Genomic DNA, 24,525 nt, shown 5'->3' on the forward strand with positions numbered 1-24,525 from the left:
CACCCGTTCCCATCCCGAACACGGAAGTTAAGCTTCTCAGCGCCGATGGTAGTTGGGGCTTTGCCCCTGTGAGAGTAGGACGCCGCCAAGCAAGCAAAAGAGTACCCTGAGTGGGTGCTCTTTTTTTGTATTTGATCAAAGGCTCGGAAGAGCCGCAAGCATAACAAACAAAAGTTTCACGTCCAATCTCATCCCAGCACAAGAGTGAAGCAAAGCTTCACGGACCCTCTAAACCCCGCGATCCAAAAATCAGCTTCACACAACTCCAATAACAGTATAAATTCCTTATCATCCATGTCGAGAATAACTTTTCTCTATAAAGCGCATATCCTAAGTTTGAGAAGAGAATAAATTGGGGAAATTAATAAAGTCTGATTATTTGCCAGAAGATAAGGATATCATGTATAATTATAGTCAAATATAGTCAAAGTCAGAAGGAGGAGGCGTGGTGAGAAATATTTCAGACGTTATTGAGAGCTACTTGAAAAAGGTTCTGGAAATGAGTGAATCAGAGATTGTAGAAATCAAGCGCAATGAAATAGCCGATAAATTCCAATGCGTTCCTTCACAAATAAATTATGTCATTAATACCCGATTTACGATTGAAAAAGGATATATTGTAGAAAGTAAAAGGGGCGGAGGCGGCTATATTCGGATTATTAAAGTCCAATCATATGATCATGCTCATTTAATTGATCAACTGCTATCTCTGATTCAAAATCGAATATCCCAGAATAGTGCAGAGGATGTTATATACCGTATTGTTGAAGAAGAGGTTATCACAGAGCGTGAAGCAAGAATTATGATGAGTGTCATTGATCGCTCTGTATTGTACATTGAACTTCCTCATCGGGATGAATTACGGGCACGGATGTTAAGAGCCATGCTCCAAACGCTTAAATATAAATAATGCACAGTGCAAAAGAGGTGATGAAATGATTTGTCAGGAATGTCATCAAAGACCGGCAACACTGCATTTTACAAAAATCGTTAATGGAGAAAAGGGAGAATTTCACCTTTGTGAAAAATGTGCCCAAGAAAAAGGCGATTTATTTATGTTTAACAACACGTCAGGCTTTTCCATTAATAATTTATTAGCCGGCTTGTTTAAAATGCAGCCAAGTCTCCAGCAGCAGTCACAGACCGATCCATTCGAAAAGCAGGAAATTGTGCAATGTGATCGATGTTCAATGACATTTCAACAATTTGTGAAGGCCGGAAGATTTGGATGTTCTCACTGCTATACTACATTTCAGGAATTATTAGCGCCAATTTATAAACGTCTGCACAGCGGCAACTCCGTTCATAAAGGTAAAATACCCAAAAGAATTGGAGGAACGATGCATATAAAGAAAAATATAGAGGACTTAAAGATTCAATTAAGAGACTTGATCACTCAAGAAGAGTTTGAAAAAGCTGCGGTCATTCGGGATGAAATCCGTCTCTTGGATCGAAAGCTTGGCGAGTCCTGTGGGGGAGGGGAATAATGTGTCACTGGAACGGTTTTTAAATCAAGCCGTAAGCTCTTGGATGAGTGCAGAAGGCCCTGACTCTGATATTGTATTAAGTTCAAGAATCCGCTTAGCACGCAATATTGAACAGTTTAAATTCCCATTTGCCTTTTCCAATGAAGAAGCAAATCAAGTTATTCAAACGATAAAAAGCAGAATGCAGGAACACCGTTTTACAAAGGTTGGGGAAATGGATTTACTCATTATGGAAGATCTGCAGCCTTTGCAAAAGAGAGTGTTAGTTGAAAAGCATTTAATCAGCCCGAATTTAGCAGAGGGATCCCACGGTGCATGCCTGCTCTCGGAGAATGAAGAAGTCAGCATCATGCTTAATGAGGAAGATCATATTCGCATCCAGGTCCTGTTCCCAGGATTTCAAATAAAAGAGGCACTGGAGATGGCCAATGAAATAGATGATTGGATTGAGGATTATGTAGACTACGCATATGATGAAACGGTAGGCTACTTAACAAGCTGTCCGACAAATGTAGGTACAGGACTTCGGGCATCGGTCATGATGCATCTTCCGGGACTGGTACTGACTCATCAAATAAACCGAATTATCCCGGCAATTAATCAATTGGGATTGGTTGTTAGAGGAATTTACGGTGAGGGCAGCGAAGCTTTAGGTAATATCTTTCAGGTTTCAAATCAGATGACACTTGGGAAGTCTGAAATTGAAATTGTGGAAGATTTAATAAGTGTAGTCAGCCAAATTGTTTCACAGGAAAGAAATTCTCGTGAAGCATTACGAAAGACATCAGGGATTCAGTTGGAAAACAGAGTTTGGCGTTCTTTCGGAGTACTGGCACACAGCAGAATTATTGAATCTAAGGAAGCAGCCAGCTGTTTATCTGATGTAAGGTTTGGTATTGATATGGGATATATTGAAAATATTTCCCGTAATATTTTAACAGAATTAATGATAGTTACTCAGCCCGGATTTTTACAGCAATATTCCGGAGGTCCATTAAGACCGGATGAACGGGATATTCGCCGGGCAGCATTAATCAGAGAAAGAATAAAAATGGAAAATTAAAGAGTAGGGAGGAAGTGGACATGATGTTTGGACGTTTTACAGAAAGAGCGCAAAAGGTACTTGCTTTAGCTCAAGAGGAAGCTATCCGTTTAGGTCACAATAATATTGGTACAGAGCATATATTACTGGGTCTTGTACGTGAAGGGGAAGGAATTGCAGCAAAAGCTTTATACGCATTGGGATTAAGTTCTGAAAAGATTCAGAAGGAAGTTGAGGATTTAATCGGCAGAGGCTCAGATGTTGCCGGTTCGATACATTATACACCAAGGGCCAAGAAAGTAACGGAGCTCTCAATGGATGAAGCCCGTAAGCTTGGACACTCCTATGTTGGTACAGAGCATATCCTGCTTGGACTTATCCGTGAAGGTGAAGGAGTGGCAGCCCGGGTTTTAAACAATCTCGGAGTCAGTTTGAATAAAGCACGCCAGCAAGTCCTGCAGCTTTTAGGTAGTAATGAGTCTGGTACACATCAAGGTGCTTCTTCAGCAAGTGCTAATACACCTACTCTTGACAGCCTGGCACGTGATTTAACTGTAATCGCCAGGGAAGGCAGTCTGGATCCAGTCATTGGACGCAGCAAAGAAATTCAGCGTGTTATTGAGGTGCTGAGCCGCAGGACAAAAAATAACCCGGTTTTAATTGGTGAGCCTGGAGTTGGTAAAACAGCGATAGCAGAAGGTCTTGCCCAGCAAATTGTTAATAATGAAGTTCCTGAAATTCTTCGCGATAAGCGGGTTATGACACTAGATATGGGTACTGTCGTTGCAGGTACCAAATACCGTGGTGAATTTGAAGACCGTCTGAAAAAGGTAATGGATGAAATCCGCCAGGCGGGAAATATCATTCTATTCATTGATGAGCTTCATACATTAATTGGTGCCGGCGGCGCTGAAGGGGCTATCGATGCATCAAATATTTTAAAACCATCATTAGCCCGCGGTGAACTGCAATGTATCGGTGCGACAACATTAGATGAATACCGTAAATATATTGAAAAAGATGCTGCACTCGAAAGACGCTTTCAGCCAATCCGCGTTGATGAACCAACTGCCGAGGAATCCGTGCAAATTCTTAAAGGATTACGTGACCGCTATGAGGCACACCACAGAGTATCAATTACGGATGAAGCAATTGACGCGGCAGTTAAATTATCTGACCGATATATTTCAGACCGCTTCCTTCCGGATAAAGCGATCGATTTAATTGATGAAGCGGGTTCAAAGGTCCGCCTACGTTCCTACACTACTCCGCCAAACTTAAAAGAGTTGGAAGTGAAGCTGGAGGAAGTAAGAAAAGAAAAAGATGCAGCTGTCCAAAGCCAGGAGTTTGAAAAGGCTGCTTCATTGAGGGATTCTGAACAGCGTCTTCGTGAACAGCTTGAAGAAACGAAGAAAGTCTGGAAAGAAAAGCAAGGCCAGGAGAACAGCGAAGTAACAGTAGAGGATATTGCCAGCGTCGTATCAAGCTGGACAGGAATTCCTGTATCAAAGCTTACACAAACTGAAACACAAAAGCTGTTGAATCTGGAAGAAATTTTACACAATCGTGTTATTGGTCAGGAAGAAGCGGTTAAAGCGATTTCGAAAGCTGTTAGAAGAGCGTCTGCCGGCTTAAAAGATCCAAAACGTCCAATCGGCTCATTCATCTTCCTTGGACCAACTGGTGTAGGTAAAACTGAACTTGCTCGTGCATTGGCAGAAGCAATGTTCGGTGATGAAGATGCCATGATTCGGATTGATATGTCTGAATACATGGAGAAACACTCAACTTCAAGACTTGTCGGATCCCCTCCAGGATATGTAGGCTACGAAGAAGGCGGACAATTGACAGAGAAAGTTAGAAGAAAGCCATACTCAGTTGTATTATTAGATGAAATTGAAAAAGCACATCCAGATGTCTTTAATATTCTGCTTCAAGTATTAGAGGATGGACGCTTAACTGATTCTAAAGGAAGAACAGTTGATTTCCGTAATACCGTGCTGATTATGACATCCAATGTGGGTGCTTCAGCATTGAAGAAAAATAAATATGTCGGTTTTAATATCCAGGATTCTGATCAGGACTTCAAAGATATGAAGGGGAAAGTACTAGAAGAGCTGAAGAAAGCCTTCCGCCCTGAATTCCTGAACCGTATTGATGAAATTATCGTATTCCATGCATTAGAAAAGAAACATTTGAAGGAAATTGTGACACTGATGTCCGGCCAATTAACGAAACGATTACAAGAGCAGGATATTACACTGTCACTAACTGACGCAGCAATGGAGAAAATATCTCAAGAGGGATATGACCCTGAATACGGAGCAAGACCGCTTCGCAGAGCAATTCAAAAGCATATTGAGGATCGTTTATCAGAGGAACTGTTAAGAGGAACTGTATTAACCGGTCAAAAGGTATTCATTGATATCGAAAATGATGAATTTGTCGTTCGTACAGGTGAACGCAAAACAGAATCCCAACTGCAAAAATAAACAGTGAAAAAGGCTAAGGGAGATACACATAATAAAGGTGTATCTCCCTTTTCATCTTTTTTCATCTTTTTTTCATAAAAGTGTAATATACTTTATCTAACTAATAATAGATTGAAATGTTTTCAAGGATGTGAATATGAGACAATGGCAAAGAGAAAGACGAAATTTATGTGCCAGGAGTGCGGATATGAATCGCCGAAATGGATGGGAAAATGCCCCGGATGCGGCGCTTGGAATAGAATGACTGAGGAAATTGAAAAAACTTCAGCAAGAAAAGGTGCATTTGCTCATACGGAGAAAAGCGCAATTGCCTCTAAGCCGACACCGATTACGGCTGTGGAAACAGTCAACGAACCGCGGATTTACACGGATTCAAGGGAGTTGAACCGTGTACTGGGCGGCGGGATTGTCAGAGGATCGCTCGTGCTGATCGGGGGAGATCCCGGAATTGGGAAATCCACTCTGCTGCTGCAAGTATCCTCGCAGCTTGCTGCAAAAAACAACTCTGTCCTTTATATTTCTGGGGAAGAGTCATTGCGTCAGACGAAACTAAGAGCGGATCGCTTAGGCGTGATGTCAGATAGTCTCCTTGTTTATGCAGAAACCGATCTGGAAGATATCAGCCGTACGATTGAGACAATTAATCCGGACTTCGTGATCATTGATTCGATCCAAACGGTGTTCCATCCTGAGGTGACGTCAGCACCGGGGAGTGTTTCTCAAGTACGTGAATGTACTGCCGAATTAATGAGAATCGCCAAAACAAAAGGAATTGCTATTTTTATCGTCGGGCATGTTACGAAGGAAGGATCGATTGCCGGCCCCCGTCTCCTGGAGCATATGGTTGATACAGTTTTATACTTTGAAGGAGAACGGCACCACACCTATCGTATTTTACGTGCGGTAAAAAACCGCTTTGGCTCGACCAATGAAATGGGAATTTTTGAAATGAAGGAAGCGGGTCTTGCTGAGGTTTTAAATCCCTCCGAAATATTCCTCGAAGAACGTTCTCAGGGAGCCTCTGGTTCTACTGTCTGTGCTTCAATGGAAGGGACAAGACCTGTGCTTGTTGAAATCCAGGCACTCATTTCTCCGACAAGCTTTGGTAATCCGCGGAGAATGGCAACAGGTATTGATCATAATCGGGTTTCGCTCTTAATGGCGGTTTTGGAAAAAAGAGTCGGCATGCTGCTGCAAAATCAAGATGCTTATTTAAAAGTGACGGGCGGCGTGAAATTAGATGAACCTGCCATTGACCTTGCAATTGCGATTAGTATTGCCTCAAGCTTTCGTGATCAGCCGACAAGGCCGACAGACTGTATTATTGGGGAAGTTGGTTTAACAGGCGAGGTGAGAAGGGTTTCACGAATTGAACAGAGGGTGCAAGAGGCGGTAAAGCTTGGTTTTGAACGAATTATCCTGCCTGCGAATAATCTCGGCGGGTGGCAGGCGCCGTCGGAAATTGAATTAATAGGCGTTTCTACAGTAGCGGAAGCATTGCAGTATTCGCTGGGAAGATGATGGGGAGAATAAAGGTAAATGGCATTTTCCTTTTTGTGGTATACTAAGGGGCGTATCACTTTTTGGTCAAAAAAAAGACAATTGAACTAACAGGTTTATTATGGTAGAATAAAAGGCTTATCATTTGACAGAATGCTTTCCTGAATGCTAACCTTGTACTATTAGAGCATAAATCTATAATAGAGTATATTTATTCATATACTTCCATAACTTAGGGTATTCAGTGTGGACTACCAGGTCCTTATTCATATCGACTTTTAACCCAATATTCAGCTAAGTAAATTTTACACTTGAGAAAATGGAAAAAATATGCCAAATAGGGTTTTGATTTCTGTAAATTGTTTATAATAATTAAAAGGAGGTGAGGGAATGTTAAAGCGTATTGTGCAAGCGTGTTTTCTCATAATAGGAGGAACCTTGGGACTATTTTTAATCCCGGACTTATTCAAATTATTTTCATTACACAACATTCCTCTAATTAATAATCCATATGTATCAGCTATTTTAGGAGCTATTATTTTTTATCTTATATCTTTATGGGCCATTGACCATGTCGTTCATTTCATTAAATGGGTTGAGGAGTCCCTTGTGAAGGTGCCTATTGCAGATATTATTTTTGGCAGTGTCGGTCTTGCTTTTGGTCTCTTAATCGCATTTTTAATTGGATATGCGTTAAATGCTATTGATATTCCAATTATTAATACGGTGGCACCAATCCTTTTAACCTTATTATTTGGTTACCTTGGATTCCAGGTTGGTTTTAAGAAAAAGGAAGAGCTTCTGCAATTATTTGCCGGCAAGAAGAAAAAATCTGATGAGCCAAGCGAAGAAGAGCAGGAACAATCCAGGCAAAAAACATGGAAAATTCTTGATACGAGTGTCATCATTGACGGTCGGATAGCAGATATCTGCCAAACTGGTTTTCTTGAGGGGACTATTGTGATCCCGCAGTTCGTACTGGCTGAATTACAGCATATTGCTGATTCATCTGATGTGTTAAAAAGAAACAGAGGCCGCCGCGGATTAGATATTCTGAATCGCATTCAAAAAGAGCTGGATATTAAAGTGGAAATCTATGAAGGTGATTTTGATGAAATTGCCGAGGTGGACAGCAAACTTGTCAAGCTGGCTAAGATTACGAATGGTATCGTTGTAACAAACGATTTCAATTTGAACAAGGTTTGTGAATTACAGCAGGTGTCTGTACTTAATATTAATGACCTTGCTAATGCTGTGAAACCAGTGGTTCTGCCTGGAGAAGAAATGAATGTTCAAGTGATTAAGGATGGAAAAGAGTACAATCAGGGTGTTGCCTACCTTGATGACGGCACGATGATTGTGGTAGAGGATGGCCGCGACTATATTGGAAGAAATATCGATGTCATCGTCACCAGTGTTCTTCAGACATCTGCCGGCAGAATGATTTTTGCCAAACCAAAATTACTGGAAAAAGCGTTGTGAACATAATATACAGTCATCATGCCATTATACTATAATGTAAAAAAAGCCTGGGGAGTACGCAGAATGCCATTGTGATAAATGGACCTGCTGATCCGCAGGCTATTCATTTGTGTGGAATATTGTTAAAATAATTGTAAAGATATGCATATAGATAGGAGTTTGGTTATGACTTATCAAGTCATTCTCCCTGCGGCAGGACAGGGAAAAAGAATGGGAGCGGGGAAAAATAAGCTGCTATTGGAACTAGATGGGGTGCCCATTTTTATTTATACGTTAAGAGTGTTTGATTGTGATGATAGCTGTTCAAGGATCATCCTTGCTGTTAATGAGGATGAAAAGCGGGAGATCGAGCGTCTGCTTGCCCAATTTGGGATCAAGAAGGAAGTCAAGCTTGTATCAGGCGGAAGTGAACGGCAATATAGTGTTTACGCTGGAGTAAAGGTTCTGGAGAATGATGAGGATATTGTGCTTGTCCATGATGCGGCAAGGCCTTTTATTGATAGTGAGCAGATACAAAGATTAGTTGAAGCCGCTGAGCAGTATGGAGCGGCCATATTAGCTGTGCCCGTAAAGGATACAATCAAAAGGGCCGAGGGAAATAAAATAAAGGATACGATTGAACGGTCCAGCCTGTGGTCTGTTCAGACCCCGCAGGCTTTTCGCACTTTTGAGCTGCGCAAAGCTCATGAACAGGCGCTTTGTGACCAATATCTTGGAACGGATGAAGCCAGCCTTGTGGAACGTATGGGGCATGATGTTATAATCGTTGAGGGAAACTATGACAATATAAAGCTGACTACACCGGAGGATTTATTCTTTGCTGAAACGATTATCGCAAAGCGGAAGAGTCTGAAGGAAAAAAGGAGTTAAGAATATGTTTCGTATTGGGCAAGGATTTGATGTACATCAGTTAACAGAGAACAGACCGCTTATCATTGGAGGAATTACCATTCCATATGAAAGAGGGCTCTTAGGTCATTCTGATGCTGATGTCTTATTACATACGATTGCTGATGCCTGTTTAGGGGCAATTGGAGAGGGAGATATCGGCCGCCATTTTCCTGATAATGATCTGGCATTTAAAGACGCTGATTCGGGCAAGCTGCTTCAGGCTGTCTGGGAACTGGTCAAACAAAAGGGCTACAAATTAGTGAATGCAGATTGTACCATTATTGCTCAGGAACCGAAGATGTCTCCTTATATTGGTCAAATGAAACAGAACATTGCCGGCCTTTTGGAAACAGGAGCGGAGAATATTAATGTGAAGGCAACCACTACTGAGAAGTTAGGTTTTCCAGGAAGAGGAGAGGGGATCGCCGCTCAGGCAGTAGTACTGCTGCAAAAAGGCTAAAGTTTGGACAGGTAAAAAAATATATCCTGCAGATTTCATTTTCTCTACTTTAACTGTAAAATAGAGAATTGGAGACAAAATTGTACTGTAATGGCGATAAAATCTAATCTTTATACATTGGAGGCATATAGAATCATGACAAACGAAATTCGGGTGCGTTATGCGCCTAGTCCAACCGGACATTTACATATAGGGAATGCACGGACAGCATTATTTAATTATTTATTCGCTCGGAATCAAAACGGTAAATTTATCGTTAGAATTGAAGACACCGACCAAAAGCGGAATATTGAAGGCGGAGAACAAAGCCAGTTGAAATATTTAAAGTGGCTTGGCATGGATTGGGATGAAAGTGTTGATATCGGCGGTCCCTTTGGTCCGTACCGCCAGTCTGAAAGAAATGATATATACCAGAAGTATTTTAATCAGCTGATTGAGAACGGACAGGCATATAAATGCTATTGTACGGAAGAAGAATTAGAAAAAGAACGGGAAGAACAAATGGAGAGAGGGGAAACGCCGCAATACTCCGGTAAATGCCGTCATTTAACAGAAGAAGAACGGCAAAGACTTGAAGCGGAAGGTCGTCAGCCAAGTATTCGCTTTTTAGTACCAAAAGGCAAGGTCTACTCATTTGACGACATGGTAAAGGGACATGTTTCATTTGAAAGCGACGGCATCGGTGATCATGTTATTGTGAAAAAGGATGGCATCCCGACTTATAACTTTGCTGTTACAGTTGACGATCACCTAATGGAAATCTCCCATGTTTTGCGCGGGGATGATCATATCTCCAATACACCGAAGCAATTAATGATCTATGAAGCACTTGGCTGGGAAGCTCCCATTTTTGGTCATATGACACTGATTGTGAATGAAAGCCGTAAAAAGTTAAGTAAGCGCGATGAATCGATTATTCAATTCATTGAGCAATATGAGGAGTTGGGCTATCTTCCAGAGGCCTTATTCAACTTTATTACGCTTTTAGGCTGGTCTCCTGGCGGTGAAGAGGAGATTTTCTCGAAAGAAGAGTTTATCAAAATCTTTGATCCCAGCCGCTTATCTAAATCACCGGCATTATTTGACAAGCAAAAGCTGGCATGGATGAATAACCAATATATGAAGACGGTTGAACTTGACCGTGTAGTGGAACTGGCACTGCCTCATTTAGTAAAGGCCGGTTTAGTTTCGGAAAACCGTACAGAGGAAGAAGATAAGTGGGTTCGCGAACTGATTGCTCTAAATCAGGAAAAAATGAGCTACGGTGCTGAAATCGTTGAACTCTCCGATCTATTTTTCAACGAAGAAATCCAAATGGATGAAGAAGCTCAGGCAATCGTTTCTGAAGAACAAGTTCCAGAGGTACTTGCTGCTTTCTTAGCGCAGCTTGACGAAATGGAATCCTTTTCTGCTGAAGAAATCAAAAAGGCAGTCAAAGCTGTTCAGAAAGCAACGGGGCATAAAGGGAAAAAATTATTTATGCCGATCCGTGTCGCAGCAACAGGACAAGTACATGGTCCTGATTTGATGAAAACCATTGAACTGCTTGGAGAAGAAAAGGTTAAGGCACGTTTGCAGCGAATAATTGGTTAACAGATTGTTAAAAATGTAATATAGTAAAGGTAATCAGATCGAAAAAGTGTTGATGAGAATTAGTAAAAAAATGATGCTTAAGAGGGTATTTCCTCTGTCAGAGAGAACCATCACCGGCTGAAAGTGGTTTAAGCCTCTCATTTTTTGAATGCCTCTCAGAGCCTTGTGTTGAACCTTTTAGTAGACACAGGCGGTGCCCCGTCCGTTATCAGGGTTTAAGTTGAGGCCTCCACCTGAGGCTTAAACAGAGTGGAACCGCGCATATTTTGCGTCTCTGTCTGATGACAGGGGCGCTTTTTATTTTGGCTGAAGAAAAGGTTGGAGGGAAATGAATGTTCAAAAAGCTGAAAGAAGACATCGAGGTAATATTCGAACAGGACCCGGCGGCGAGAAGCTATTTAGAAGTTATCTTAACTTATTCAGGGCTGCATGCGATTTGGTCGCACCGTTTAGCCCATGCCCTGTATAAAAAAAGGTTTTATTTTCTTGCCCGTGCTATTTCGCAAATCAGCCGTTTTTTTACCGGGATTGAAATCCATCCGGGTGCTGTCATCGGCAGGCGCCTGTTTATCGACCATGGAATGGGAGTTGTGATCGGCGAGACTTGTGAAATCGGCGACAATGTGACGATCTATCAAGGAGTAACACTAGGCGGAACCGGCAAAGAAAAAGGAAAACGTCACCCGACTATTAAGGACAATGCTTTAATTGCGTCTGGTGCGAAGGTACTCGGTTCCATTACCGTTGGTGAGAATGCAAAAATAGGAGCAGGATCCGTTGTTCTTCGCGAGGTTCCGCCGAATTCCACTGTTGTAGGTATTCCAGGGCGCATTAAAGTACAGAATGGACAAAAGGTTAATAAAGATTTAAATCATGCCAATCTGCCTGATCCAGTAGCAGACCGGCTGAAGGAATTGGAAGATGAAATTATAACATTAAAGAAGGAACTAGCGGAACTTAATCAGGAAAAGGAAAGGAGCAAAAATCAGCATGGCTATTCAGTTATATAATACCCTGACGAGAAAAAAGGAAGAGTTCATTCCCCTTGAAGCAGGAAAGGTAAAAATGTATGTATGCGGACCAACGGTGTACAATTATATTCATATTGGGAACGCCCGTCCGGCAATCGTCTTTGATACAGTGAGGAGATATTTAGAGTTTCGCGGCTATGAGGTCGAGTATGTTTCGAACTTTACGGATGTCGATGATAAATTAATCCGGGTCGCCAATGAGGTGGGTGAGGATGTGCCATCCATTGCCAATCGCTTTATCGCAGCTTATTTCGAGGATGTATCGGCACTGGGCTGCCAAAAGGCGAATGTCCATCCTCGCGTCACAGAGAATATGGAAAGCATTATTGAATTTATTCAAACCCTGGTTGATAAAGGGTATGCCTATGAATCAGAAGGTGATGTTTATTTTCATACGCGTCAATTCGAAGGGTACGGCAAGCTTTCCCACCAATCGATTGATGAGCTGCGGGTCGGGGCTCGTATTGCTGTCGGGGAAAAGAAACAGGATGCTCTTGATTTTGCTCTCTGGAAAGCAGCTAAAGAAGGAGAGATTTATTGGGAAAGTCCATGGGGAAAAGGACGGCCGGGGTGGCATATTGAATGCTCGGCCATGGCGAAAAAGTATTTAGGAGAGACCATTGATATCCACGCGGGAGGGCAGGATTTGGCATTTCCGCATCATGAAAATGAAATTGCGCAATCCGAAGCGCTGACAGGAAAGCCGATGGCACGTTATTGGATGCATAATGGATATATCAATATCAATAATGAAAAGATGTCAAAGTCACTCGGAAACTTTGTCCTTGTTCATGATTTGATCAAAATGCATGAGCCGCAAGTTTTACGCTTTTTTATGCTGTCTGTGCATTATCGCAATCCGATTAACTATAGTGTCGACCTGCTGGAAAACACCCGCTCAGGGCTGGAGCGGATTAAAACATCCTATCAAAATTTAAAGCACCGCATGAAAGCCAGTGCTAATCTTGGTGAAGGCAGCGAAACTTGGATGAATCAGATTGACAGTCAGCGTGATGCTTTTATTATGGCAATGGATGATGATTTTAATACAGCGAATGGGATCTCGGTACTCTTCGAGTTATCCGCTCTTTCCAATAAATATTTAATGGAAAAAAATACAGATGAAGCTGTGATAGCGAGGTTCCTACAGCAGTTTGAGGAATTATTCGCGGTCCTAGGACTGCAGCTGGAAAAAGAAGAGCTGCTTGACGAGGATATTGAGGCCTTAATTGAACAAAGGATCCAGGCGCGGAAAGATAGAAACTTCCAATTAGCGGACCAGATTCGTGATCAATTAAAGGATCTCAATATCATTTTAGAAGATACAGCGCAAGGCACACGTTGGAAAAGAGGCTGACGGGATGCTTTATTACGAACAGAAGATAAATGAAAGACTGTTAAACAGCCTTGCCCTTGCTTATATGGGAGATGCTGTTTATGAAACATATGTAAGATATCACTTATTGCAAAAAGGACAGGTAAAGCCGCATCTGCTTCATAAAGAGGCAACGAAGTATGTATCGGCAAAAGCACAGTCAGGTGTACTGCATGAGATGCTTGCGAATGGTTTCTTTCAGGAAGAAGAAGTGGCGATCATTAAAAGGGGACGGAATGCCAAATCCGGCACAGTCCCCAAAAATACAGACGTGCAGACCTACCGTTATAGTACGGCATTTGAAGCGTTAATCGGGAGTTTATATCTCGCAGGCAAACAGGAACGGCTTGAGGAAGTGGTAACAAAGGCATTTGAATTGGTTGAACAAATAAAGGGGGGGCAGAAAAATGAGTCATGATTATATCATGGGTAAAAGTCCGGTGTTGGAAGCATTAAAATCAGAGCGGGACATCAATAAAATTCTCATTGCAGAAGGATCGCAACGGGGTCAGATGCAGCAGATTACGAATCTGGCAAAGGAATTCAATGTGCTAGTGCAGTTTGTTCCAAAGAAAAAGTTAGATGACATGGTCGAAGGGAATCACCAGGGAGTTGTCGCCCAAGTAGCTGCATATCAATATGCGGAGCTGGATGATTTATTTGCCCTTGCAGAAAAGCGGCATGAAGAACCGTTCTTTTTGCTGCTCGACGAAATAGAGGATCCGCATAATTTAGGATCTATTATGCGGACTGCTGATGCAACGGGTGCGCATGGAATCATCATCCCGAAGCGCCGCGCAGTCGGTCTTACCGCGACCGTAGCGAAGACCTCAACAGGGGCTATTGAGCATATTCCAGTGGTCCGTGTGACCAATATGGCAAGAACGATAGAGGAACTGAAGGAAAGAGGCGTCTGGATTGCCGGCACGGATGCCGAAGGGAAACAAGATTACCGGCAATTTGACGGTACGATGCCGCTTGGACTTGTAATAGGCAGTGAAGGAAAAGGAATGGGGCGCCTAATCCGTGAGAAATGCGATTTTCTGATCAGTCTTCCAATGGCTGGCCATGTGACTTCATTGAATGCCTCTGTCGCGGCCGCACTCCTCATGTATGAGGTTTATCGCAAGCGTCATCCTCTAGGGGAGTAGTCATGGAGATTCTATTAGTGGATGGTTACAACATTATTGGTGCGTGGCCGGAACTGCTGGAATTGAGAAATAAGGATTTAGCTGCTGCAAGGGATTTATTAATTGAAAAAATGGCAGAGTACCAGGCGTTTACCGGAATGAAAGTCATCATTGTCTTTGATGCATATGAGGTCCAGGGAATTGAAAAAAAGGAACAGAATTATAAAGTGGAAGTCATTTTTACGAAGGAAAATGAGACGGCGGATGAACGAATTGAAAAGCTTTCAATTCAATTGAGCAACCGCAAAACGCAAATTCATGTCGCGACCTCTGACTATACAGAGCAATGGCAGATTTTTGGTCAAGGCGCGTTGAGAATATCGGCAAGAGAATTATATATTGAGATGAAGATGATCGAAAAAGGGATAGAAAAGAACGTGGATCACATCAATAAAAAGGCCCCTGTAGCAAAAATTCCATTAAGTAATGAAATGGCAGAAATTTTTGAAAAATGGCGCAGAGGAGAGTAATCCTCGTTGACGCAGTAAAAAATTGTACTGTATAATATTTCTAAGTATGCTTAAGCAGTTGGGGGTGACTAGGTTGAGTTCCTACGGAAGGCAGAAATCACATGATAATTTGGCAAACTATCTGGAGCTTGAAGATGAACAGATAGTTGAATTAGTACACAAAGGGGATAGCGAAGCATTAGATTTCTTGATCCACAAATATAAGAATTTTGTCCGCGCCAAAGCACGATCCTATTTCTTAATCGGAGCCGATAAAGAGGATATTGTTCAAGAAGGCATGATTGGATTATATAAGGCGATTCGCGATTTCAAAGAAGACAAGTTGTCGTCGTTTAAGGCATTTGCTGAGCTTTGTATTACTAGACAAATTATTACCGCAATCAAAACAGCAACAAGACAAAAACATATTCCGTTAAATTCATATGTGTCCCTGGACAAGCCGATTTATGACGAGGAATCAGATCGTACCTTGATGGATGTCATATCAGGAGCAAAAGTATTAGATCCGGAAGAGCTGTTCATTAGTCAAGAAGAGTTTGATCAAATTGAGGTAAAGATGGCCGAACTGCTGAGTGATTTGGAACGCAAGGTGCTTGCTCTCTATTTGGATGGACAATCCTATCAGGAGATATCAGAAGAATTGAACCGCCATGTTAAATCGATTGATAATGCCCTTCAGCGCGTAAAGCGAAAGCTGGAACGATATTTAGAGATTCGAGAATTTTCCCTGTAGCACACAGAATTGCTTTTACAAAAAATTCACAAAAGCAATACAGCTTGAACAAAGCATGAAAATAACCTGAATAACCGGCTGTTATCTTTAAGGTAACAGCTTTATAAGTCCCGCCAGACATAGGAATCGTTTTGCTTCCCTATTATTGACATGTCCAACTGAGCGTGATAAAGTTTTAGAGATATAATGACCAGATGCGGGTGTGAAAATGAGAAAAAAAGTTACGCTAGCTTGTACCCAGTGTGGTTCGCGGAACTATACAACGATGAGCAAAAAGGAAGCAGAACGTCTTGAATTGAAGAAACACTGTGACCATTGCCAGGCGCATACCGTTCATCGAGAAACAAGATAGCATTTATCATACTATTTATTGGTGTTACACTTCAGGTTTGGAGGTTACAAAATGCAACGCTTCGTGAAATTTTTCCGTGAAGTTGGACGTGAGATGAGAAAGGTAAGTTGGCCAAAACGTAAAGAGTTGACCAACTATACAATAACTGTTCTTGCAACTGTGGCTTTCTTCACTGCCTTTTTCGCTGTCATTGACTTAGGTATTTCTAAAGTGATTCGTGTAATTCTTGAATAACTCCTGTCAACTCATGGTATAATGGGAAATAAACAGGAAAACGTTAAAAGCCCGGCGACGGGTTTTTTGATTTGTCTAAAAAGGTAACATCATGAATTTCGTGATGAACTTCATTGTTTCGATTTCCTTAGAAAAATAAATCACGTCTTCAGCCTAAAAAGATTAATGACTACATTGTACAGGGAGGGAAGGACGCAGAGTCCTCTTGAATGGAAAAGAATTGGTATGTTGTCCATACGTACTCGGGATACGAGAATAAAGTAAAAGCAAATTTAGAAAAACGTGTTGAGTCCATGGCGATGCAAGATAAAATTTTCCGGGTGATTGTACCGGAAGAAGAAGAAACTGATATTAAAAACGGTAAGAAAAAAGTGGTAAAGAGGAAAGTGTTTCCTGGTTATGTGCTTGTTGAGCTTGTTATGACAGATGATTCTTGGTATGTGGTGCGGAATACGCCGGGGGTAACAGGCTTTGTCGGTTCTGCCGGGGCTGGTTCAAAGCCATCGCCGCTCTTGCCGGAAGAAGTGAGCGGCATATTGAAGCACATGGGCGTTGATGAAAGACGAATCGATATTGATTTTGTTATCGGAGAAATGGTGAAGGTGAAAGAAGGTCCGTTTGCTAATTTTGAAGGAACAATTGAAGATATTGACAAGGATAAAGCGAAAATTCGAGTTCTCGTCAATATGTTCGGCCGGGATACGCCTGTAGAGCTGGATTTTACACAAATTGAAAAATTATAACCAGAAGAACTTGAAATTGAAATAAAATAGTGGTAATATTTCATAGGTCAGTATGTCTCAGGCTTGAGACTGTTTGATACTAAAGTTCTTTATTCTAACATAGAGACTGTCGATTGAGTGGGAGGGCAATTGCCCTATTACCACATCACGGACTTAAGGAGGTGTGTCTCGTGGCTAAAAAAGTAATTAAAATGGTAAAATTACAAATCCCTGCTGGTAAAGCAAACCCAGCGCCGCCGGTTGGTCCTGCACTAGGTCAAGCAGGTGTTAATATCATGGGATTCTGTAAAGAATTTAATGCTCGTACGGCTGATCAAGCTGGCTTAATCATTCCGGTTGAAATTACGGTATTTGAAGACCGTTCATTTACATTTATTACGAAAACTCCTCCTGCTGCAGTTCTTTTGAAAGTAGCAGCTGGAATTCAATCCGGTTCAGGACAACCGAATCGTAATAAAGTAGCAACAGTTAAGCGTGATAAAGTACGCGAGATTGCTGAAACAAAAATGCCTGATCTAAACGCAGCAAGTGTTGAAGCAGCTATGCGTATGGTTGAAGGTACTGCACGCAGCATGGGTATCGTTATCGAAGACTAATCCATGCCGTAAATGAAGGTTGACAAAAGGTTGCGGGGTTGGAATTGAGTTCACTCGCAACCTTTATTCTGTCTTCCGATTCATGATGTCCCGAGGTTATGTTAATAGAGAAAGCGGCGATTTACTGACTTTCCTGTTATGACCCTCTAACCTCTGACATCAGAAAAAACGCCGGTCGTTTTTTCAAGTGGGAGGTTATTCCGCTAAAACCACAAATCAAGGAGGAAATAATAATGGCTAAAAGAGGTAAGAAGTATTTAGAAGCTGCTAAGCTTGTAGATCGTGCAAAAGCTTATCCAATTAATGAGGCAATGGACCTTGTTAAGAAAACAAGTGTAACAAAGTTTGATGCATCTGTTGAGGTTGCTTTCCGTTTAGGCGTTGATCCTAAGAAAGCTGACCAGCAAATCCGCGGAGCAGTAGTGCTTCCTAACGGAACTGGCAAAACTCAAAGAGTTTTAGTTTTCGCTAAAGGTGAAAAATTAAAAGAAGCAGAAGCTGCCGGTGCAGATTATGTTGGCGATGCAGACTATATCAACAAAATCCAACAAGGTTGGTTTGACTTTGATGTAATCGTTGCAACACCTGACATGATGGGTGAAGTCGGTAAACTTGGTCGTGTATTAGGACCAAAAGGTTTAATGCCAAACCCTAAAACTGGAACAGTTACATTCGATGTAACGAAAGCAGTTAACGAAATCAAAGCTGGTAAAGTTGAATACCGCGTTGACAAAGCTGGTAATATCCATGTTCCAATCGGTAAAACTTCTTTTGAAACAGATAAGCTTGTTGAAAACTTCAACACTATTTTTGATACAATGGTAAAAGTTAAACCTGCTGCTGCAAAAGGAACTTACATGAAAAATGTAGCGATCACTTCAACAATGGGACCAAGTGTTAAAGTGGATCCTTCTACAGTAACAGCTAGATAATAAATATATTGACAAATAGAATTTTTTCGCTTAAGATAGAATTCGTTGTTAAAAAACAAAATAACATTTGTACCATAGACAGCAGGTGCTTATACGCTTAATATCCTGCCGAGGTCATACGATAGATTTGAAATAAACCGTTTAGCATGACGGCTATTGTAAAAACCTCTGTGTCTATATGATATAGAGGTTTTTAAATTGACGGGTATAAATGCAGTAATTTTTACAGGAGGTGTAAAGATGAGCAATGCTATCGAATTAAAGAAACAGACCGTAGTAGAAATCGCTGATAAATTAAAAGCCAGTGTTTCAACTGTAGTAGTTGATTACCGTGGACTAAACGTAGCAGAAGTGACTGAACTTCGTAAACAACTTCGTGAAGCAGGCGTCGACTTCAAAGTTTACAAAAACACGATGACTCGCCGCGCTGCAGAATCTGTTGATCTTGCTGGATTAAACGAAGTTTTAACAGGTCCTAACGCGATTGCGTTCAGTACTGAAGATGTGGTTGCACCAGCTAAAATTATCAATGACTTCGCTAAAAAACACGAAGCTCTTGAAATCAAAGCAGGTGTCATTGAAGGTAACTTAGCAACTGTGGAAGATATTAAAGCTCTTGCTGAACTTCCATCACGCGAAGGCTTACTTTCTATGTTACTCAGCGTACTTCAAGCACCAATCCGCAACCTTGCCCTTGCAGCAAAAGCTGTTGCCGAACAAAAGGAAGAACAAGGCGCGTAAGCTAAAAAGAACGTCTTAAAATGATAAACCCAAAAATAAGGAGGAAAATCAATCATGACTAAAGAACAAATCATTGAAGCAGTTAAAAGCATGACTGTTTTAGAATTAAACGACTTAGTAAAAGCAATCGAAGAAGAATTTGGCGTAACTGCTGCTGCTCCTGTAGCTGTAGTGGGCGGAGCTGCTGGCGGCGCTGCTGCTGAAGAACAAACTGAATTTGACGTTGTTCTTGCATCTGCAGGCGACCAAAAAATCAAAGTTATCAAAGTTGTACGTGAAATCACAGGTCTTGGACTTAAAGAAGCGAAAGAACTTGTTGACAACACTCCAAAAGCAGTTAAAGAAGCAGTTTCTAAAGAAGAAGCTGAAGAAATCAAAGCTAAACTTGAAGAAGTTGGAGCTGGCGTTGAAGTTAAGTAATCCATCAGGTGAAAAGCCCGCTGTATAAGCGGGCTTTTTTGCTGTAAATTCCTCAAGACTTCTCCTGGACGGAGGTAAGAATATGTCTGATCATTATTATTCCCGAACACAAAATGTTGAAAGTGATCCTAAGAACTGGGATTTCACCTTAAAAGGAACCCGCTTCCGTTTCAAAACGGATAATGGTGTTTTTTCGAAAAAAGAAGTAGATTTCGGCTCCAGATTATTAATAGAAACCTTTACGATGCCTGAAACACAAGGGGATGTACTGGATGTTGGCTGCGGCTACGGACCAATTGGTCTCGCGGTAGCAAAGCATTGGCCGGAGCGGATGGTTCATATGGTCGACGTGAATTTGCGTGCTATTGGGCTGGCAAAGGATAATAGTGAACTCAATGGTATATCCAATGTCAAAATATATGAAAGTGATCGGCTGAGTGCGGTGAGTAACTTAAGGTTTGCTGCTATTCTGACGAACCCGCCTATTCGTGCCGGTAAAAAAACAGTCCATGAAATATATGAAGAGAGTTTCGAATGTCTCCTTCCCGGCGGCGAGCTGTGGGTTGTGATTCAAAAGAAGCAAGGTGCTCCTTCAACGATTGATAAGCTTTTTGAGCTGTTTGGAAATGTTGAAACGGTTGTGAAGAAGAAGGGCTACTATATTATTAAGGCTATTCGCGAGTCGTAAACCGGAAAGAATCTAAATATTTCGGTAGAAAATTGTTGACTGGCTTGTATCATTGTGATAGCATTGTAAAATGCCAATAGATTATTTTCTCTATATTACTAAATTAATCGTTTGTTGTATAAATTTGGTATATATGGGGAAACTAATAAAATAATAGTCGTATTGTGAAATTGTGGTTTTTGAAGTAAAAACCCTTTTTCTTTTTGTCCTATCGGAAATAGATTTCCTTTCCTATTGTTTATTTACGATTTTAGGGGGATGTTTTCTATTCTTATAGGATGTATAAATGTAATAATTACGCTTGATTTGAGGGGTGAATCAGTTGACAGGTCAACTAGTTCAGTATGGACGACACCGCCAACGAAGAAGTTACGCACGGATCAGTGAAGTTTTAGAATTACCGAATCTTATTGAAATCCAAACCTCTTCCTATCAGTGGTTTCTTGATGAAGGTTTACGTGAAATGTTCCAGGATATTTCACCGATTGAAGATTTTACTGGTAATCTATCGCTTGAATTTATTGATTACAGTCTTGGCGAACCAAAGTATGATGTTCCAGAATCGAAAGAACGCGATGTTACATATGCAGCACCATTGCGTGTAAAAGTGCGTCTTGTAAACAAAGAAACAGGTGAAGTAAAAGACCAGGATGTCTTTATGGGTGATTTTCCGCTAATGACAGAAACGGGCACGTTTGTTATTAACGGTGCAGAGCGCGTTATTGTTTCTCAGCTCGTTCGTTCACCAAGTGTTTACTTCAGCAGTAAACTTGATAAGAATGGTAAAAAAGGATTTACAGCTACTGTCATTCCAAACCGCGGAGCTTGGCTGGAATATGAAACAGATGCTAAAGACGTGGTGTATGTAAGGATTGATCGTACGCGGAAACTGCCCGTTACGGTTCTTTTGCGCGCACTTGGTTTCGGATCAGATCAAGAAATTATCGATTTGATAGGTGATAATGAATACCTCCGTAATACGTTAGAAAAGGACAATACGGAAGGCACGGAAAAAGCATTGCTTGAGATATATGAACGTTTGCGTCCGGGTGAACCGCCTACTGTAGATAACGCAAAAAGTTTATTGGTTTCAAGATTCTTTGACCCTAAACGTTATGACCTGGCAAATGTTGGACGATACAAAATCAACAAAAAGCTTCATATTAAAAATAGATTATTTGGTCAAAGACTGGCAGAAACGCTGGTAGATCCTGAAACAGGTGAAATTGTTGCCGAAAAGGGGACTTTGCTGGACCGCCGTAATTTAGATCGTATTATTCCAAATTTGGAAAAGAATATTAGTTTTACCACATTAAGTCCATATGGCGGCGTAGTTGAGGAAGATGTTCTTCTTCAATCGGTTAAAATTCACGCTCCAAATGAGGATGAAAAGGTCATTAATGTCATCAGTAATGCCTATGTAATAGATGAAGTGAAAAATATTGCACCGGCTGATATTATTGCTTCCATCAGCTATTTCTTCAACTTGCTGCACGGTGTTGGTGATACAGATGATATCGATCATTTAGGAAACAGACGTCTTCGTTCTGTTGGAGAACTCTTGCAAAACCAATTTAGGATTGGTTTATCAAGGATGGAACGTGTTGTACGTGAAAGAATGTCCATTCAGGATACAAACACGATTACACCGCAGCAGCTTATTAATATTCGCCCGGTAATTGCGTCAATCAAAGAGTTCTTCGGAAGCTCGCAGTTATCTCAATTTATGGACCAAACCAACCCGCTGGCAGAATTAACGCACAAACGTCGTCTGTCTGCATTAGGACCAGGTGGATTAACACGCGAACGTGCTGGTATGGAAGTTCGTGACGTCCACTATTCCCACTACGGCCGGATGTGTCCGATTGAAACGCCTGAAGGTCCAAACATTGGACTAATCAACTCATTGTCATCTTATGCAAAGGTCAATAAGTTCGGTTTTATTGAAACCCCGTATCGTAGAGTAGACCCTGATACAGGCTTGGTAACCGACCATATTGATTATTTAACAGCAGATGAAGAAGACAATTATGTAGTGGCACAGGCAAATTCCCGTCTTGATGAAAACGGGGCCTTCATGGACGAAGAAGTAGTTTCCCGTTTCCGTGGTGAAAATACAGCGGTAAAAAGAGAAAGAATCGACTATATGGATGTATCGCCGAAACAGGTTGTATCAGCCGCAACAGCGTGTATTCCATTCTTAGAGAACGATGACTCAAACCGTGCGTTAATGGGGGCAAACATGCAGCGTCAGGCTGTGCCTCTTATGCAGCCGGAAGCACCAAGAGTAGGTACTGGTATGGAATACGTATCAGGGAAAGACTCTGGGGCAGCTGTTATTTGTAAATATAACGGTATTGTTGAGCATGTTGAAGCCCGCGAAGTGTGGGTACGCCGTATTGAGGCAGTAGATGGACAGGAAGTAAAAGGCAACCTCGATAAATATCGTTTGCTTAAATTTATCCGCTCTAACCAAGGTACATGCTATAACCAGCGTCCGATTGTTGCAGTTGGTGACAAGGTAACAAAAGGCGAGATCTTAGCTGACGGTCCGTCAATGGAGCTTGGTGAGCTTGCTCTAGGTCGTAATGTCCTTGTTGCTTTCATGACATGGGACGGTTATAACTATGAGGATGCCATCATCATGAGTGAACGCCTTGTTAAGGATGATGTTTATACATCTATTCATATTGAAGAATATGAATCTGAGTCCCGTGATACGAAGCTTGGACCGGAAGAAATTACCCGCGATATACCAAACGTAGGGGAAGATGCTCTGCGTAACCTTGATGAACGCGGTATTATCCGTATCGGTGCAGAAGTAAAGGACGGCGATCTTCTTGTAGGTAAAGTAACACCAAAAGGGGTCACTGAATTAACGGCTGAGGAACGCTTATTACACGCAATCTTTGGTGAAAAGGCCCGTGAAGTCCGTGATACTTCTCTTCGTGTTCCACATGGAGGCGGCGGTATCGTACTGGATGTGAAGGTCTTTAACCGCGAAGATGGCGATGAACTTCCTCCAGGTGTTAATCAACTCGTTCGTGTGTACATTGTTCAGAAACGGAAAATCTCCGCTGGTGATAAGATGGCCGGACGCCATGGTAATAAAGGGGTTATCTCGCGTATTTTACCGGAAGAAGATATGCCTTACTTACCGGATGGCACACCTGTTGATATCATGTTAAATCCATTAGGGGTACCTTCACGGATGAACATCGGTCAGGTGCTGGAGCTTCATTTAGGAATGGCAGCGAGATCACTAGGTATTCATGTTGCTACACCGGTATTTGACGGTGCAACTGAGGATGATGTTTGGGATACGATTGAAGAAGCCGGAATGGCTTATGATGCTAAAACGATTCTCTACGATGGAAGAACAGGTGAACCGTTTGATAACCGCGTTTCTGTCGGAGTCATGTACATGATCAAATTAGCACACATGGTAGACGATAAACTTCATGCCCGTTCAACAGGTCCTTACTCACTTGTCACGCAGCAGCCGCTTGGCGGTAAAGCGCAGTTCGGTGGACAGCGTTTTGGTGAAATGGAAGTATGGGCTCTTGAAGCATACGGTGCGGCATATACGCTTCAGGAAATCCTAACGGTTAAATCAGATGATGTTGTCGGTCGTGTGAAAACGTATGAAGCCATTGTTAAAGGCGAAAATGTACCTGAACCGGGTGTTCCTGAGTCATTTAAAGTATTAATTAAAGAACTTCAAAGTTTAGGTATGGACGTTAAGATCCTTTCCGGTGATGAAAAAGAAATCGAAATGCGCGATCCGGAAGATGATGATGATATCCAGCAGTCAGAACCTTTAACCGTTGTGACTGAAACGCAAAATGTTGAATCTGAGAAAGTTGGATTAAACGAATAAAAAATGGCAATACAGGGATGGCTCAAGTTTCTATTTGGGCTTCCTCTCGTCTTGTCATTGTTGAAATAAGCAGTTTATGAAAAATTAAATAGTTCTGTTCATTGTTTTCCATAGATGGGGAGAGTTTACCGGTAATCAATCGGTATTATAACAGTCAAGGTTAAACCCGGAGATGAAAAGGGAGGTAGGCCCC

General features: G+C 41.6%; 24 protein-coding genes, 1 rRNA gene and 2 other annotated features. All 25 genes read left to right on the forward strand.

What is annotated here, in order from left to right:
• Nucleotides 1-91: ribosomal RNA gene (rrf, locus tag HNR53_RS20275) — 5S ribosomal RNA — on the forward strand; the annotation flags it as partial.
• A gap of 354 nt (nt 92-445) precedes the next feature.
• Nucleotides 446-910: a CtsR family transcriptional regulator gene (locus HNR53_RS20280; RefSeq protein WP_377802005.1), complete on the forward strand. Its 465-nt coding sequence runs from the start codon at nt 446-448 to the stop codon at nt 908-910.
• Between the two features lie 25 nt (nt 911-935).
• Entirely contained in the window at nt 936-1,487 is a 552-nt protein-coding gene (gene mcsA, locus HNR53_RS20285) for a protein-arginine kinase activator protein McsA (protein ID WP_184529513.1), read from the forward strand.
• Between the two features lies 1 nt (nt 1,488).
• Nucleotides 1,489-2,550, forward strand: coding sequence for a protein-arginine kinase McsB (mcsB, locus tag HNR53_RS20290; RefSeq protein WP_184529515.1), 1,062 nt, complete (start codon nt 1,489-1,491; stop codon nt 2,548-2,550).
• 20 nt (nt 2,551-2,570) lie between these two features.
• On the forward strand, nt 2,571-5,021 hold the full coding sequence (gene clpC / locus HNR53_RS20295) for an ATP-dependent protease ATP-binding subunit ClpC (protein WP_184529517.1): 2,451 nt from the start codon (nt 2,571-2,573) through the stop codon (nt 5,019-5,021).
• Between the two features lie 144 nt (nt 5,022-5,165).
• Complete coding sequence (radA, locus tag HNR53_RS20300) at nt 5,166-6,542, forward strand: DNA repair protein RadA (RefSeq protein ID WP_184529519.1); 1,377 nt, start codon at nt 5,166-5,168, stop codon at nt 6,540-6,542.
• A gap of 369 nt (nt 6,543-6,911) precedes the next feature.
• Complete coding sequence (locus tag HNR53_RS20305) at nt 6,912-8,003, forward strand: PIN/TRAM domain-containing protein (protein WP_184529522.1); 1,092 nt, start codon at nt 6,912-6,914, stop codon at nt 8,001-8,003.
• A 165-nt stretch (nt 8,004-8,168) separates the two neighbouring features.
• A complete protein-coding gene (gene ispD, locus HNR53_RS20310; RefSeq protein WP_184529524.1) occupies nt 8,169-8,873 on the forward strand; it encodes a 2-C-methyl-D-erythritol 4-phosphate cytidylyltransferase in 705 nt (234 codons plus the stop codon).
• 4 nt (nt 8,874-8,877) lie between these two features.
• Nucleotides 8,878-9,354, forward strand: a complete 477-nt coding sequence (ispF, locus tag HNR53_RS20315; RefSeq protein ID WP_184529526.1) for a 2-C-methyl-D-erythritol 2,4-cyclodiphosphate synthase — start codon at nt 8,878-8,880, stop codon at nt 9,352-9,354.
• Nucleotides 9,355-9,489: 135 nt separating this feature from the next.
• Nucleotides 9,490-10,947, forward strand: coding sequence for a glutamate--tRNA ligase (gltX, locus tag HNR53_RS20320; RefSeq protein ID WP_184529528.1), 1,458 nt, complete (start codon nt 9,490-9,492; stop codon nt 10,945-10,947).
• 40 nt (nt 10,948-10,987) lie between these two features.
• Nucleotides 10,988-11,226: a binding site (T-box leader), on the forward strand.
• Between the two features lie 53 nt (nt 11,227-11,279).
• A complete protein-coding gene (gene cysE / locus HNR53_RS20325; protein ID WP_184529530.1) occupies nt 11,280-11,957 on the forward strand; it encodes a serine O-acetyltransferase in 678 nt (225 codons plus the stop codon).
• A complete protein-coding gene (cysS, locus tag HNR53_RS20330; RefSeq protein WP_184529532.1) occupies nt 11,938-13,335 on the forward strand; it encodes a cysteine--tRNA ligase in 1,398 nt (465 codons plus the stop codon). The genes cysE and cysS overlap by 20 nt, the downstream gene beginning before the upstream one ends.
• A gap of 4 nt (nt 13,336-13,339) precedes the next feature.
• Nucleotides 13,340-13,771: a Mini-ribonuclease 3 gene (locus tag HNR53_RS20335; protein WP_184529534.1), complete on the forward strand. Its 432-nt coding sequence runs from the start codon at nt 13,340-13,342 to the stop codon at nt 13,769-13,771.
• The gene (rlmB, locus tag HNR53_RS20340) at nt 13,761-14,504 is read left to right on the forward strand and encodes a 23S rRNA (guanosine(2251)-2'-O)-methyltransferase RlmB (RefSeq protein ID WP_184529536.1); all 744 of its coding nucleotides are present in this window, start codon (nt 13,761-13,763) and stop codon (nt 14,502-14,504) included. Before HNR53_RS20335 ends, rlmB begins: the two co-directional genes overlap by 11 nt.
• 2 nt (nt 14,505-14,506) lie before the next feature.
• On the forward strand, nt 14,507-15,013 hold the full coding sequence (locus tag HNR53_RS20345) for an NYN domain-containing protein (protein WP_184529538.1): 507 nt from the start codon (nt 14,507-14,509) through the stop codon (nt 15,011-15,013).
• A 73-nt stretch (nt 15,014-15,086) separates the two neighbouring features.
• On the forward strand, nt 15,087-15,746 hold the full coding sequence (gene sigH / locus HNR53_RS20350; protein ID WP_184529540.1) for an RNA polymerase sporulation sigma factor SigH: 660 nt from the start codon (nt 15,087-15,089) through the stop codon (nt 15,744-15,746).
• Between the two features lie 208 nt (nt 15,747-15,954).
• Entirely contained in the window at nt 15,955-16,098 is a 144-nt protein-coding gene (rpmG, locus tag HNR53_RS20355) for a 50S ribosomal protein L33 (RefSeq protein ID WP_184529541.1), read from the forward strand.
• Between the two features lie 51 nt (nt 16,099-16,149).
• Complete coding sequence (secE, locus tag HNR53_RS20360) at nt 16,150-16,332, forward strand: preprotein translocase subunit SecE (protein WP_184529543.1); 183 nt, start codon at nt 16,150-16,152, stop codon at nt 16,330-16,332.
• Nucleotides 16,333-16,541: 209 nt separating this feature from the next.
• Nucleotides 16,542-17,075, forward strand: a complete 534-nt coding sequence (nusG, locus tag HNR53_RS20365) for a transcription termination/antitermination protein NusG (RefSeq protein WP_184529546.1) — start codon at nt 16,542-16,544, stop codon at nt 17,073-17,075.
• A 170-nt stretch (nt 17,076-17,245) separates the two neighbouring features.
• Nucleotides 17,246-17,671: a 50S ribosomal protein L11 gene (gene rplK / locus HNR53_RS20370; RefSeq protein WP_184529548.1), complete on the forward strand. Its 426-nt coding sequence runs from the start codon at nt 17,246-17,248 to the stop codon at nt 17,669-17,671.
• Between the two features lie 233 nt (nt 17,672-17,904).
• A complete protein-coding gene (gene rplA, locus HNR53_RS20375) occupies nt 17,905-18,603 on the forward strand; it encodes a 50S ribosomal protein L1 (protein WP_184529550.1) in 699 nt (232 codons plus the stop codon).
• A gap of 54 nt (nt 18,604-18,657) precedes the next feature.
• Nucleotides 18,658-18,808, forward strand: a sequence feature (ribosomal protein L10 leader region).
• Nucleotides 18,809-18,843: 35 nt separating this feature from the next.
• Nucleotides 18,844-19,344, forward strand: a complete 501-nt coding sequence (rplJ, locus tag HNR53_RS20380; protein ID WP_184529552.1) for a 50S ribosomal protein L10 — start codon at nt 18,844-18,846, stop codon at nt 19,342-19,344.
• Nucleotides 19,345-19,398: 54 nt separating this feature from the next.
• Nucleotides 19,399-19,764 (forward strand): 50S ribosomal protein L7/L12, encoded by a 366-nt coding sequence (gene rplL, locus HNR53_RS20385; protein WP_184529554.1) that lies wholly within the window; start codon nt 19,399-19,401, stop codon nt 19,762-19,764.
• An 82-nt stretch (nt 19,765-19,846) separates the two neighbouring features.
• A complete protein-coding gene (locus tag HNR53_RS20390) occupies nt 19,847-20,452 on the forward strand; it encodes a class I SAM-dependent methyltransferase (protein ID WP_184529556.1) in 606 nt (201 codons plus the stop codon).
• Nucleotides 20,453-20,774: 322 nt separating this feature from the next.
• On the forward strand, nt 20,775-24,332 hold the full coding sequence (gene rpoB, locus HNR53_RS20395; RefSeq protein WP_184529558.1) for a DNA-directed RNA polymerase subunit beta: 3,558 nt from the start codon (nt 20,775-20,777) through the stop codon (nt 24,330-24,332).
• Nucleotides 24,333-24,525: the final 193 nt, after the last annotated feature.

This window comes from Bacillus benzoevorans, from assembly GCF_014207535.1.
Lineage (GTDB): Bacteria > Bacillota > Bacilli > Bacillales > Cytobacillaceae > Bacillus_BD > Bacillus_BD benzoevorans.

Bases quoted from the DNA above. Each gene is read 5' to 3' on its own strand.
- mcsA (WP_184529513.1), top strand. From the start codon at position 936: ATGATTTGTCAGGAATGTCATCAAAGACCGGCAACACTGCATTTTACA.
- clpC (WP_184529517.1), top strand. From the start codon at position 2,571: ATGATGTTTGGACGTTTTACAGAAAGAGCGCAAAAGGTACTTGCTTTA.
- radA (WP_184529519.1), top strand. From the start codon at position 5,166: ATGGCAAAGAGAAAGACGAAATTTATGTGCCAGGAGTGCGGATATGAA.
- HNR53_RS20305 (WP_184529522.1), top strand. From the start codon at position 6,912: ATGTTAAAGCGTATTGTGCAAGCGTGTTTTCTCATAATAGGAGGAACC.
- ispD (WP_184529524.1), top strand. From the start codon at position 8,169: ATGACTTATCAAGTCATTCTCCCTGCGGCAGGACAGGGAAAAAGAATG.
- ispF (WP_184529526.1), top strand. From the start codon at position 8,878: ATGTTTCGTATTGGGCAAGGATTTGATGTACATCAGTTAACAGAGAAC.
- gltX (WP_184529528.1), top strand. From the start codon at position 9,490: ATGACAAACGAAATTCGGGTGCGTTATGCGCCTAGTCCAACCGGACAT.
- cysE (WP_184529530.1), top strand. From the start codon at position 11,280: ATGTTCAAAAAGCTGAAAGAAGACATCGAGGTAATATTCGAACAGGAC.
- cysS (WP_184529532.1), top strand. From the start codon at position 11,938: ATGGCTATTCAGTTATATAATACCCTGACGAGAAAAAAGGAAGAGTTC.
- HNR53_RS20335 (WP_184529534.1), top strand. From the start codon at position 13,340: ATGCTTTATTACGAACAGAAGATAAATGAAAGACTGTTAAACAGCCTT.
- rlmB (WP_184529536.1), top strand. From the start codon at position 13,761: ATGAGTCATGATTATATCATGGGTAAAAGTCCGGTGTTGGAAGCATTA.
- HNR53_RS20345 (WP_184529538.1), top strand. From the start codon at position 14,507: ATGGAGATTCTATTAGTGGATGGTTACAACATTATTGGTGCGTGGCCG.
- rpmG (WP_184529541.1), top strand. From the start codon at position 15,955: ATGAGAAAAAAAGTTACGCTAGCTTGTACCCAGTGTGGTTCGCGGAAC.
- secE (WP_184529543.1), top strand. From the start codon at position 16,150: ATGCAACGCTTCGTGAAATTTTTCCGTGAAGTTGGACGTGAGATGAGA.
- nusG (WP_184529546.1), top strand. From the start codon at position 16,542: ATGGAAAAGAATTGGTATGTTGTCCATACGTACTCGGGATACGAGAAT.
- rplA (WP_184529550.1), top strand. From the start codon at position 17,905: ATGGCTAAAAGAGGTAAGAAGTATTTAGAAGCTGCTAAGCTTGTAGAT.
- rplJ (WP_184529552.1), top strand. From the start codon at position 18,844: ATGAGCAATGCTATCGAATTAAAGAAACAGACCGTAGTAGAAATCGCT.
- rplL (WP_184529554.1), top strand. From the start codon at position 19,399: ATGACTAAAGAACAAATCATTGAAGCAGTTAAAAGCATGACTGTTTTA.
- HNR53_RS20390 (WP_184529556.1), top strand. From the start codon at position 19,847: ATGTCTGATCATTATTATTCCCGAACACAAAATGTTGAAAGTGATCCT.